Raw genomic sequence first — 12,186 nt, 5'->3', positions numbered from 1 at the left:
CCTCGAACTTCATCAACCCCTTCACGAAAGCTCATATGCGAATCTTTGTTGCAGGTCATCGCGGCTTGGTGGGTCAGGCGACGGCAAGGCGGCTGCGCGAACTGGGCCACGACGTGGTGACACGAACCCACAGCGAACTCGACCTCCTCGACCAGGCGGCAGTGGCCCGTTTCTTCGCGACGGAGCAGATCGACCAGGTCTACCTGGCAGCCGCCAAGGTCGGCGGCATCCACGCCAACATGACCTATCCCGCGCAGTTCATCTACGAGAACCTGACGATCGCCACCAACGTCACGCACCAGGCCTTCGTGTCGGGCGTGAAGCGGCTGCTGTTCCTCGGCTCCAGCTGCATCTACCCGCGCATGGCCGAGCAGCCGATCCGCGAGGAGTACCTGCTCAACGGCAAGCTCGAACCCACCAACGAGCCCTATGCGATCGCCAAGATCGCGGGCCTCAAGCTGTGCGAGAGCTACAACCGCCAGTACGGGGCCAGCCACGGCATCGACTACCGCAGCGTGATGCCGACCAACCTGTACGGCCCCGGCGACAACTACCACCTGGAGAACAGCCACGTGGTGCCGGCGCTGATCCAGCGCTTCCACCTGGCCAAGATCAGCAACGCGCCCAGCGTGCTGATCTGGGGCAGCGGGCGCGCACGGCGCGAGTTCCTGTACGTCGACGACATGGTCGAAGGCTGCCTCGAGGTGATGAACCTGTCGCGCGCCGACTACGACCGGCAGACCGACGCGATGCGCGGGCACATCAACCTCGGCACCGGCGAAGACGTGTCGATCGCCGAGCTCACCGAGCTGATCAGCGAAGTCGTGGGCTACACCGGCAGCATCCGCTACGACCTCGCGCAGCCCGACGGCGCGCCGAGAAAGCTGCTGGACGTGTCGCGCGCCGCCAGCCTCGGCTGGCACGCGACCGTGCCGCTGGCAGAGGGACTTCGCCGCACCTACGCCGACTACCAGAAGGCGCCCCGGCCGCTCGAGGAAAGCAACCCGGTCCAGGCGCACGTGCACGCCTGAACCGTTCCAACCCATCCATCGACCCACCCACGGCAGCCCGCCATGCGAACCCTCTCCTTCTGGTCCGGCATCGTCTGCGCCATGCTGTGCGGCCTGGTCGATCCGGTGTGGGGCTATGCGGCGGTGTTCGCGCTGTCGCTGATCCAGCTCTCGATGTTGGGCTCCTCCGGCGGCAGCGTGTTCCTGCTGATCCACTACGCGACGATCCTCACCTACTTCTCGATCGCGCCGGCGATGCAGATCTCGCAGGACGTCGAGTTCTGGGAGGCCGGCGTCATGCGCACGGACGCGTACACCCAGGCGCTGATGCTCCTGTTGCTGTACATGGCCGGCGTGGAGGCCGCGCGGCTGGGCGTGCCCGACGCGCCCGAGCACCTGCCGGGAGCCCACGACCGGCGGCTGGTCGGCGTGGCCCACCCCCTTCTTCTGTTGCTGAGCTGCTCGCTGGCCGCCTTCGCCTCGCTGTTCATCAGGCCCGAACTCAACTTCGTGGCGCGCGGCGTCGTGGGCGGTGCCAGCGGTGAAGACAACGTGCCGATCGACTACATCTTCTATTCCACGCTGCCCAAGCTGGTGGTTCTGCTGTGCTTCGTGGCGCTGGCCATCCACGCGGTGCGCCGCCGCACGCTGTGGTCGTGGTGCGCGGCGGGCCTGGCGTTCGGCCTGGCGCTGGCCGCGGCCAACCCGGTGAACACGGCGCGGCAGGTCCTGCTGATCGGGCTGCTGCCGCTGCTCATCCATGGGCTGGGGCGCGGCCGGCGCTGGCTGCTCGCAGGGGTGATCTTCGGTTCCATCGCCGGCCTGGGCCCGGTGCTGAACCTGATCTCGCGCGGCAGCATGTGGGGCGAGGAGCTCACGACCTTCCCGTTCAGCCAGGACTTCGACGCCATGTTCGTTGTCGCGGGCATCCTGGAGCGCGCGCCCATTCCGGACCTCGGCTGGGGCCGCTACCTGCTCTCGGCGTTCTCTTTCTTCCTGCCGCGCGACCTGAAGATGTTTCCCGACTTCGACCCGCTCGGCTGGTCGGCCATCCTCGGCAACTTCTCCCAGAGCAACCTGTCGCTGCCGCCCTTCACCACGGCGTACTTCGACTTCGGCCTGGCGGGGCCGGCGCTGTTCGGCTTTGCGATCTCGGCGGGCTTTCGCATGGTCGACCGCGCCATCGATCCGAACCGGCCGCTGTCGGGCGCCTACCTGTCGGCGCTGGTGCTGCTCGCGGCCTACGTGCCGTTCATGCGCGGCCCGATCCTGGGCTGGGGTCCGTTCGCGGCTTCGGGCCTGATCGCCGCGCTCATTGCCGGCGCCCTGAGTTCCCGCGCCCGCCGCCCGCTCCCGCGCGCCGTGCGGCATGGCCTTCCGAGTGCATGAAGAGGGGCATCGCCATGGCCACCTACCTCTACTACGACACCGTGCGGCTCAACAAGGCGGCCGGCGGCGTGCTCAATGTGTCCGAGGTGCTGCTTCGCCACATGCGGCTGTCGCAGGACGACCGGGTCGAACCGGTGAGCGAGCGGCATCCGCGCCTGTTCGCCCTGGCGCAGCGCCTGAAGATCAGCCGCTTCATCCTCGACACGCTGCTCTACAACTTCCACTGCCTGCGCACGCTGTTGACGGGGGAGCGGCTGTACTCACTCTTTCCCAACTACTTCCTGCCGGTCACGCTTTTCGGGCGGCACCGCAATTCGATCGTCATCGTCCACGACCTGCAGTACAAGGCCTACCCGCAGTACTTCAAGCGCAGCAAGCGCCTCTTCCTGGACTGGAGCCTGTGGCGCGCGGCACGCAGCGCGGCGGACGTGGTCTTCATCAGCCGCAGCAGCCAGCGCGACTTCGAGCGCCACTTCGGCCGCTGCGAGCATTCGACAGTCATCTTCAACCCGGTGGACGCGCCCCGGGTCGCCGCGACGCCCGCCGCGACGCCGAACGAGCGCTACCTCATCGCCGCCTACCACTACTACCCGCACAAGAACTTCGGCGGCATCCTCACGCTGTTCGAGCGCATGCGGCGCGCCGGCCTCGTCGACTACCTCGACATCACCGGCAACGGCGCGGCCGAGGTCGAGCGCATGGTGGCCGCGCTGGCGCCCGAGGTGCGCGGCTTCGTGCGGCACCGGGGGCTGGTGTCGCGCGACGAACTGCTGCGGCTCTACCAGGGCGCCACCGCTTTCATCTCGCTGTCCACCTTCGAGGGCTTCAACCTCTCGGCGGCCGAAGCGGCGACGCTGGGCGTGCCGCTGCTGCTGTCGGACATTCCGGTGCACCGCGAGTTGTTCGAGGGCTACGGCTTCTTCGTGGGGAGCGCTTCCAGCGACCCCTTCCGGCTCGCCAAGCACCTTGCCCACCACGAACGCACGCATCCGGTATGGGCGCATGCCGCCGCCTGCGCGCCCGCCACCATCGCGGGCCGCTACCTGATGCTCAAGCGCGGCACGCTGTCGCTCGCCAGGGCCATGCCATGACGAAGCGGCCGCTCCGCGCCATGCGATTTCTCGCGGCGCTGCTGTCGTTCCAGCTGGCGGCACTGCCGCTGGCCGGCCGTGCGCAGCCTGCGGGCGGCCCGGTGCCGGGCTTCGGCGTGATGGTGCATTACCTGCCCGACAAGCAGTCGATCAGCGAGATCGGGCGCTTCGACGTCGAAGCCTTCGCGTCGGCACTGGCGGACATGCGCGCCTCGCACCTGATCCTGACGCTCGGGCAGAACAACGGCCAGTACATCGCGCCCAATGCCGCGCTCGAAGCGCTCTGCCCGGCCAGCGCAGGCAACCGTTCGCCGCGCGACCTGCCGATGGAAATCGGCCAGGCGCTTCGCAGCCGCGGCATTGCGCTGATCCTCTACCTGCCGTTCCGCGCGCCGCAGGGCGACCGCGCGCTGATGGAATGCCTGGGCGACGTGTCCGAACAGGAGCCGCCGCCCGCGCGCTTCATCGCCGCCTGGTCGAGCGTGATCCGCGACTGGTCGGAACGCTACGGCTCGCTCGTGAGCGGCTGGTGGTTCGACGGCACCTACAACACGAAGGGCATCACGCCGGCCGGCTGGGAGCTGCTGTGCAGCGCAGCCCGCGCGGGCGGGGGCAACCGCTGGCTGGCCTTCAACGCGGGGGAAGGCGCGGAGCACTTCAGCGCGAAATCGGCGCCCTGCCAGAACCTGATGGCCGGCGAGTACATGCAGCCGCCCGCGCGTCTCTCGGCCCCGCCGTCGGAGCTGGCGCTCCACGTGCTCACGCCGCTGAGTGCCTCGTGGGGCCGCGAGGCGCCGGCGCGCTTCTCGGCCACGCAGCTGCGCAACTGGATCTCGGAAGCGGCCGCCGCGCGCGGCCTCTTCACGCTGGACATGCCCGTCGATGCCACCGGCCGTTTTCTTCCCGCGCATGTCGCGCTGATGAAGAGCGTCACGGCGCGCACCCCCTGAATTCAACGAGTGCTGTCACATCCCCTCACCCCTCAAACAAGAGCCATGAATCCATCCTTGCCCTTCATCGTCGTGGAAGACCGCCAGAACAAGACGCTCGCGCTGTGCCGCGAATCGGCCGCGCTGGCCGGCGAGCCGCTTCTCGTGCTCTCAAGCACCGACGCCGGCCCGGCCTACGAACGCTTCTGCCGGTCGTACGTGCATCTGTCGAGCAACTCGCCCGAGTTCGAGAAGATCTGCTTCCGGCGCTACTTTCTTCTAGCGCGGTTTCTGGAATCCAACCCGGAAGTGCGCGAGTTCACGCTGATCGACAGCGACGTGCTGCTCTTCCAGGGGGCCGGGCCGCATGTCGCCCGGCTCGCGGGCAAGGCCGATTTTTCGGGTTCCTGCATGCAGACCTCGGACGGCTGGAACCACTGCCAGATCTCGCCGCACGTGAGCTACTGGACCGCGAACGGCCTGCGCCAGTTCGTGGCCTACGTGCTCGACTGCTACGCCACCCCGTCGGGACGCAGGAAGCTGCGCGAGATTGCCGCGCGCTTTGCCGCGCGGGGCGTGCGCGGCGGCGTGTCGGACATGACACTGCTCTACCTCTGGGCCCACGCCACGGGCAACGACGCGCCCATCAACCGCGTGCTCGACGGCACCGTCATCGACCACAACATCAACGGCATGCACAACCAGCTGCAGCGGGAGTTCAAGGTCCTGGGCGGCGCCAAGCGCATCGCGTACCGCGAGGGCAAGGCCTGGCTGACGAGCACGACCGGCGACATGACGCGCGTGGTGGCGCTGCACTTCCAGGGCAGCGCCAAGATGGCCATGCCCTACGCACTGCGCGGCCATACGTACGCCGTGGCGGGCGTGACCTTCGTGCTGCAGATGGCACGCCGCGCCAGGAACAATGCGTTCCGGGCCGCGGCGTTCGCGCGCCGGGTCTTCGACCCGCGCCGCGCGCCCCGCGCCTCGGCCAGCAAGCAACCCTGAACCGGCCTGCGCCATGAAGCACTTCAGCCCGCAACTCGCACTGCCCGGCGCCCGCATGGCCTGGCTTTCGGGCGTGGGCGCGCTGGCTTCGCGGCTGTATGTGTACCTGTCGGGTTTCCTGGCCATCTTCCTGATGGCGGCGAGCATTTCCCCGGCGCGCTTCGGCGAGTACTCCATCTACCAGTCGGTCATGGAAGTGGCGCTGGTCGTGGGCACGCTGGGCAGCTCGCTGCTGTTCTCGCGCAATGCGGCCACCGTACCGCCGGGCGTCACGCGCGGCGACGTGGTGCGCACGCTGGCCATCGGGCTGCCGCTGGCCGCGATGCTGGCGACCGTGATCCTCGCGGTGCAGCACATGCCGGTGGGCGACGCGCCCTTCCTGCTCGTGATTGCCACGCTGGCGGTCTTCGCATTCAACAGCCTGCGCCTCTCGTTCAGCCGCGGCCTCGGCCACGCAGGGCTGCTCAACCTGGAGACCGGCATCCGCTCGACCATCCTGGTCGCCGGCGTGGGCCTCTGCGTGGCGGTGCGCTTCGAGCTGGGCGTGGCGCACCTGCTGCTCATCAACCTGTTCGCCGTGGTGGTGGTTCGCCTGGCCATCGGCCTGCCGGGCAACGGAGCGGCGCCACCGGCCGGGCGGGCTGCGCTCGGGCTGGCGTCGCAGGCCGGCGCAACGATGTACTCGCTGCTCATGTTCCTGCTGCGCAAATCGGACCTGCTCATCGTGGCGTACTTCATGCCGCTCGGCTACGTGGGGGCCTTCAAGATCGCCTTCCTGCTGGCCGAGGCGCCGTCGCAGTTCGTGCAGGCTTTTCTCGTGACGAAGACACCCGCGATGCTGGAGACGGATGCGCACAACTTCTCCGCGGAAAAGCTGCGCCTCGCGAAGTATTCCTTCCTGCTGGGCTGCGGGCTCTTCGTCGGGCTGGCCGCCCTCATCTCGGTGGCTGCGCCGCTGCTCAAGCTGGGCAACGAGGCGCGCTCCATCTTCCTGTGCATTGCGCCGTACTTCCTGCTGCGCACCTACACGATCCATCACGAAATGGTGCTCTCGCTGAAGACCTCGATGGGGTCGCTCGGCCGGTGGGCGCTGCTGGAGGTTGCCCTGCGGCTGGCGTCCTACGTCGCGGTGGCGGCGATGTTTCCGGGCAAGCCGCACTACGTGTTCTTCATCGCCTGTGCGACCGACCTCGCGCTGTACGAAACACGCATGCGCCTGCATCTCGGCTTCTTCCCCCTGCTGCGCCTGCTGGCGCGGAGGCAGGCATCGTGAAGATCCTCCTCTACTCGATGAACTTCGCGCCCGAGCTGGCCGGCATCGGCAAGTACTCGGGCGAGATGGCTGAGTGGCTGCACGGCCGCGGACACGAGGTGCGGGTGATTGCGTCGCCGCCCTTCTTTCCGCAATGGTCGGTGTTCGAGGGCTACTCGGCGTGGAGCTGGCGCAAGACTGGCTGGAACGGTGTCACGGTCTGGCGCGCGCCCACCTGGGTACCGTCGAAGCCCCGTGCGCTGGGGCGCATCGGGCACCTGCTGTCCTTCACGCTGTCGAGCATTCCGTCGCTTCTGGCGCAGCTGCGCTGGAAGCCCGACGTGGTGTTCGTCGTGGAGCCGCCCATTTCCTGCACGCCGGCCGCCCTGTGCTTTGCGAAGCTGCTCGGCATCCGGTCGTGGCTGCACATCCAGGACTACGAGGTGGACGCGGCATTTGACCTCGGCTGGGTGCGCGGCGAACGGGTGCGGCGCTTCGCGCTGGCGGCCGAGCGCTGGCTCATGCAGCGGTTCGACCGGGTCTCGAGCATCTCGTCCACGATGTGCGCCAAGGCCCTGGAAAAAGGCGTGGACGAGGCCCAACTGGTGCTGTTTCCGAACTGGGTCGACGTGGAGGCCATCCAGCCTGTCGCAAGGCCGGCGGTGGCCGAAGGCGTGCCGCCGCAGGGCTATCGGGCCGAGCTGAACATTCCGGCCGACGCAGTGGTGGTGCTCTATGCGGGCAGCCTCGGCAGCAAGCAGGGCATCGAGCTGCTGGCCGAGGCGGCGCGCCTGCTGATCTGCTCTCACGGCATCCACTTCGTGTTCTGCGGCAACGGACCGAGCCGCGCCTCGCTGATGGACGCCTGCGTCCGGCTGACCAACACGCATTTTCTCGACCTGCAGCCGGCCGAGCGATTCAACGAACTGCTGGGCATGGCCGACATCCACGTGCTGCCCCAGCGCGCCGATGCCGCGGACCTCGTCATGCCGTCGAAGCTCGGCGGCATGTTCGCGAGCGGCCGCGCCGTGATCGTCACCGCGCACGCCGGCACCGCGCTCAGCGAGGCCGTATGGGGCCGCGGCGTGGTGGTCGAGCCTGGCGACGCGGCAGCGCTGGCCGATGCCATCGAACAGCTCTCCATGTCGCCCGCGACGCGCGATCTGCTGGGCTCGGCCGGCCGCCGCTTCGCGGAGGAAGAGCTGGACCGCGACACCATCCTGCTGCGCCTCGAAGAGGAACTGCAGCGCTGCATCGCGCGCTGACGAAACGCGCCGCACACCAGGACCACGACCATGCGCGCACCCAGAATTCTCGTGACCGGCGGCGCCGGATTCATCGGCAGCCATACCTGCGTGGCGCTGATCGCGGCGGGCTACCTGCCGGTGGTGCTCGACACGCTCGTCAACAGCGACGCGCGTTCGCTGCAGCGGGTGGCGTGCATCACGGGCGTCGAGCCCGTCCTCGTGTGCGGCGACGTGCGCGACGCGGTGGCGCTCGACCGGGTGTTCGCGGCGTACGACGTCGCAGCGGTGGTGCATCTCGCCGGCCTGAAGGCGGTCGGCGAATCGATGGTCGACCCGGTGAGCTACTACGACGTCAACCTCGCCGGCACGCTGGCGCTGGTGCAGGCCATGGACCGGACCGGCGTGCGCACGCTGGTGTTTTCCTCGTCGGCCACGGTGTACGGCGACTCGCAGCCCTCGCCGATCGCGGAAAGCGCGCCGTACGCTGCGGTGAACCCCTACGGCCGCACCAAGGCAATGGTGGAAAGCATGCTGGCCGACCTGGCTCGGGCCGACGCGCGCTGGAGCATCGCCTGCCTGCGCTACTTCAACCCCATCGGCGCGCACGAAAGCGGGCTGCTCGGCGAGCGGCCGCACGGGCCGCCCAACAACCTGATGCCCTACATCGCGCAGGTCGCGGCCGGCCAGTGCGAATGCCTGGTGGTGCATGGCGCCGACTACGACACCGTCGACGGCACCGGCGTGCGCGACTACGTGCACGTGATGGACGTGGCCGCGGGGGCCCCGGGGGGGCGGGGCCCCCCGGGCCCCCCCCCCCCCCCGGAAGAAGGCCCCCCCCCGCCCCCCCCCGCGGGGGCCCCCCCCCCCCCCCCGTGCGGCGGGGCCGCGCCGCCCGGGGGGGCGCCCCCCCCCCCGGCCCCCCGCCGGCCCGGCATTCTCATGGCCAACCTCGGCACCGGCCGCGGCGCATCGGTGCTGGAGGTGGTGTCGGCCTTCGAGCGCGCGAGCGGCCGCCGCATCGCGCTGCGCATCGGGCCGCGCCGACCAGGAGACGCACCCGCCTACTGGGCCGATGCGCGCGGCGCCTGGCAGGCCTTCGGCTGGCGCGCGCGCCGCGACCTCGACCAGATGTGCGCGGACAGCTGGCGCTGGCAGGCCGCGAATCCGCATGGTTTCGACGACCCGGCACCGGCCCATGCCTCGGGCCTGCCGCGCTTCCAGGACAACACCAGCACGAGCATCAACTCCAAACCGGGACACAGCCATGCCTGAAAACGCATCCTCATCTCCTGGCGAGCAGGCCGCTGGCCGCTCGGGGTATCCACCGGGTGTCTGCGCGCCCGCCGCGCCGCTATGGCCCGGTTTCCTGAGGGGGCAGGAAAACGCGCCGGTGCGCGTGCTGCTCGTCGACGACGACGAGTTCATGCGCCGGGTCATCGCGCAGGAACTGCTGTCGGACCTGCGCATCCAGCTCGAAGGCCAGGCCGGCAGCCTGCGCGACGGCCGCCGGCTGCTGGTCACGCACGAGTTCGACGTGTTGATGGTCGACCTGCGGCTGGGCGACGGCAGCGGCTTCGAGCTGATCCAGGAGGCCCGCGAACTCCACCGCGCGGGAGAGATCATCGTGATTTCCGCGATGGAGGACGAGGCGCACGTGCTGCATGCCTTCGAACTGGGCGCCACCGGCTACCTGCTGAAGGACGCCTGGCTGCAGAGCTTTTCCCAGGCCGTGCTGCAGGTGGTCAACGGTGGCGCGGCCATCACGCCGCGGCTGGCGCGGCGGCTGCTCTCGCGACTGATCCATCGGCCCGGCAACATGCCGCCGTCGGTGGAGCCGCCCGCGCGCGAGGCGACACTGACGGCCCGCGAGTGCGAGATCCTGCGCTGCGTGGCGCGCGGCCACGTCACCGACGAGATCGGCACCAAGCTCGGCATCTCGGGCCAGACCGTCAACGCGCACATCAAGAACATCTACAAGAAACTGCACGTGCATTCGCGTGCGCAGGCCGTGAGCTACGCGGCGTACTCAGGGCTGATCTGAAGCCCTCTTCCCACTCCCTCAAAAAGAAACGCAGGCAGGCCATCATGACAACCCCTCTCATCCATCCCGTGGTTCTGTGCGGCGGCAGCGGCACGCGGCTGTGGCCGCTGTCGCGCAAGGCGCTGCCCAAGCAGTTCGCGCCGCTGGTCGGCGGCAAGAGCCTGCTGCACCTCACGCTCGAACGACTGTCGGTGCTGAACCGCGACATCACCTGCATCACGTCGGAAGACCATCGCTTCCTGGTGAAGGAAACGCTGGAGAACGCCAATGCCACGGGCCGGCAGATCCTGGAGCCGGTGGCGCGCAACACCGCCGCGGCCATGGCCTCGGCCGCGCTGCTGGCCGATCCCGGCGACCTGCTGCTGTTCGCGCCGGCCGACCACCACATTCCAGACACCGCGCTGTTCGCCCGCACCGTGCGCACCGGCGTCAAGGCAGCACTGGCCGGCAAGATCGTCACCTTCGGCGTGGTGCCGAGTTTTCCGAGCACCGCCTACGGCTACATCGAGGCCGGCGAGCCCTCGGCCGACGGGCGCAGCCAGGCCGTCGCGCGCTTTGTGGAAAAGCCGACGGCGGCGGTGGCCGAAACACTGATCCTGCACGGCGGCTACAGCTGGAACGCGGGCATCTTCCTCGTGCAGGCGCGCACGCTGGTCGCGGCGCTGCGCGAGCACGCGCCCGACATCCTCCTGGCCTGCGAACATGCCACCGCCGCGGTGGCTGCCGACGGCAGCTTTCTGCGGCTGGAGCCCGTTGCCTTCGAGGGCTGCCGCGCCGACAGCATCGACTACGCCGTGCTCGAAAAGCACAAGGACATCGCGGTCGTGAAATTCGAAGGCGCCTGGAGCGACGTCGGCAGCTGGAACGCGGTTGCCAGCCTGCATCCGGCGGACGATGCGGGCAACCGCCTGAGCGGCAAGGCCAGCGCGCTGAATTCGCGCAACACCTTCATCCACGCGCCGCACCGGCCGGTGGTGGCGCTGGGCACCGAAGACCTGATCATCGTGGACACGCCCGACGCCGTGCTGGTGGCCGGCGTGGGCTGCGCCGAGCAGGTGGCTGACGTCGTGCGCAAGCTCGTGCGGGAAGGCTGCGCCGAGGCCACCCAGCACCGCCGCGTGGTGCGGCCCTGGGGCGCGTACGACAGCATCGACCTGGGCGAGCGCTTCCAGGTCAAGCGCCTGACCGTCAAGCCCGGCGGCAAGCTGTCGCTGCAGATGCACCACCACCGCGCGGAGCACTGGATCGTCGTGCAGGGCACGGCGCGGGCCACCTGCAACGGCGAAGTCACGCTGGTGCGAGAGAACGAATCGATCTACCTGCCCTCGGGAGCGATCCACCGGCTGGAGAACCCGGGCAAGACCGTGCTCGAGGTGATCGAGGTGCAGACCGGCGGCTACCTGGGCGAGGACGACATCGTGCGCTTCGACGACACCTACGGCCGCTGCGGGCCGGCCAGGATACTGGCGGACGCGTCGGCCGGATCGGGCGCGACCGCGGTGCTGCAGGCGCCCGTGGACCACTGAATTTCCGCGTTCAGCCGAATCCGAATGTCATCGGGGCAGGTACGGCGTGATGTTCTTCAGCGCATTGGCAACGTAGGCTTCCTTCTCGCCCACGGGGGCGACGTAGTGAAGCGCCGCGGTGGCGGCTTCGAGCCCCTCGGTGCGGGCGATGATCCAGCCGGCCAGATAGGGAGAAGCAAGGCAGCCGCCCGCGGTGGCGACATTGCCGCGCGCATAAAAGGGCTGGTTCAGCACTTCCACCCCCGCCTCCTGCACCCACGGCTTGGTGGTCAGGTCGGTGCAGGCCGGCACGCTGCCCACGAGGCCCAGCTTCGCCAGGATCAACGTGCCCGAGCACTGGGCCGCGATCAGCTGGCGCGCCGGATCGAGCGCGAGGCGCCCCATCAGCTCGGGACTGGCGACGACATCGCGCGTCCGGATGCCGCTGCCGACGACGACCGCATCCGCATGGCGCGCGTCTTCGAGCAGGGACTGCGCACGAACAGTCACGCCGTTCATCGACGTGACTTCCGCCGTCGGGCAGCACAGGCTCACGCGCCAGTCCGGCTTCTTGATCCGGTTGAGGACGCCGAGCGCGATGAGCGAATCAAGTTCATTGAAGCCGTCGAAGGTAAGGATCGCGATGTGCATGGTGTCCGTGGAGTTCGTGCGTTGGAAGAAGGGGCGCGCCCATCGTAGGAGAGACGATCAATACAA

11 protein-coding genes are annotated in these 12,186 nt (G+C 69.0%); 10 read left to right on the top strand and 1 reads right to left on the bottom strand.

Annotation, left to right across the window (positions count from 1 at the left end):
• Positions 1-35: 35 nt before the first annotated feature.
• Genes ACCD11_RS01130 through ACCD11_RS01085 form a run of 10 tightly spaced genes read left to right on the top strand, consistent with a single transcriptional unit; the run spans position 36 to position 11,490 of the window.
• Positions 36-1,031 carry a GDP-L-fucose synthase family protein gene (locus ACCD11_RS01130; RefSeq protein ID WP_042673190.1) on the top strand — a complete coding sequence of 332 codons (996 nt, stop codon included), beginning with the start codon at positions 36-38 and terminating at the stop codon, positions 1,029-1,031.
• Positions 1,032-1,073: 42 nt separating this feature from the next.
• Positions 1,074-2,399 carry a hypothetical protein gene (locus ACCD11_RS01125; protein ID WP_413311827.1) on the top strand — a complete coding sequence of 442 codons (1,326 nt, stop codon included), beginning with the start codon at positions 1,074-1,076 and terminating at the stop codon, positions 2,397-2,399.
• 14 nt (positions 2,400-2,413) lie between these two features.
• Complete coding sequence (locus ACCD11_RS01120) at positions 2,414-3,490, top strand: glycosyltransferase (RefSeq protein WP_413311826.1); 1,077 nt, start codon at positions 2,414-2,416, stop codon at positions 3,488-3,490.
• Between the two features lie 20 nt (positions 3,491-3,510).
• On the top strand, positions 3,511-4,440 hold the full coding sequence (locus ACCD11_RS01115; RefSeq protein ID WP_413311825.1) for a hypothetical protein: 930 nt from the start codon (positions 3,511-3,513) through the stop codon (positions 4,438-4,440).
• Between the two features lie 45 nt (positions 4,441-4,485).
• The gene (locus ACCD11_RS01110) at positions 4,486-5,424 is read left to right on the top strand and encodes a hypothetical protein (RefSeq protein WP_413311823.1); all 939 of its coding nucleotides are present in this window, start codon (positions 4,486-4,488) and stop codon (positions 5,422-5,424) included.
• Between the two features lie 13 nt (positions 5,425-5,437).
• Positions 5,438-6,697, top strand: coding sequence for a polysaccharide biosynthesis protein (locus ACCD11_RS01105; protein WP_413311822.1), 1,260 nt, complete (start codon positions 5,438-5,440; stop codon positions 6,695-6,697).
• A complete protein-coding gene (locus ACCD11_RS01100; RefSeq protein ID WP_413311820.1) occupies positions 6,694-7,941 on the top strand; it encodes a glycosyltransferase WbuB in 1,248 nt (415 codons plus the stop codon). The genes ACCD11_RS01105 and ACCD11_RS01100 overlap by 4 nt, the downstream gene beginning before the upstream one ends.
• Positions 7,942-7,971: 30 nt before the next feature.
• The gene (gene galE / locus ACCD11_RS01095; protein WP_413311818.1) at positions 7,972-9,195 is read left to right on the top strand and encodes a UDP-glucose 4-epimerase GalE; all 1,224 of its coding nucleotides are present in this window, start codon (positions 7,972-7,974) and stop codon (positions 9,193-9,195) included.
• Positions 9,188-9,964, top strand: a complete 777-nt coding sequence (locus ACCD11_RS01090; protein WP_007832138.1) for a LuxR C-terminal-related transcriptional regulator — start codon at positions 9,188-9,190, stop codon at positions 9,962-9,964. The genes galE and ACCD11_RS01090 overlap by 8 nt, the downstream gene beginning before the upstream one ends.
• 44 nt (positions 9,965-10,008) lie before the next feature.
• The gene (locus tag ACCD11_RS01085) at positions 10,009-11,490 is read left to right on the top strand and encodes a mannose-1-phosphate guanylyltransferase/mannose-6-phosphate isomerase (protein WP_413311816.1); all 1,482 of its coding nucleotides are present in this window, start codon (positions 10,009-10,011) and stop codon (positions 11,488-11,490) included.
• Between the two features lie 27 nt (positions 11,491-11,517).
• Here the strand turns inward: ACCD11_RS01085 and ACCD11_RS01080 are convergent, their stop codons facing one another.
• Positions 11,518-12,120, bottom strand: a complete 603-nt coding sequence (locus ACCD11_RS01080) for a DJ-1/PfpI family protein (protein WP_413311814.1) — start codon at positions 12,118-12,120, stop codon at positions 11,518-11,520.
• Between the last annotated feature and the right edge of the window lie 66 nt (positions 12,121-12,186).

The sequence above is a fragment of the Variovorax sp. Varisp36 genome, assembly GCF_047304235.1.
Taxonomy (GTDB): Bacteria; Pseudomonadota; Gammaproteobacteria; order Burkholderiales; family Burkholderiaceae_C; genus Variovorax.
Note: the sequence above shows the minus strand (reverse complement) of the source record. Positions and strands in the feature narration are given on the sequence as shown.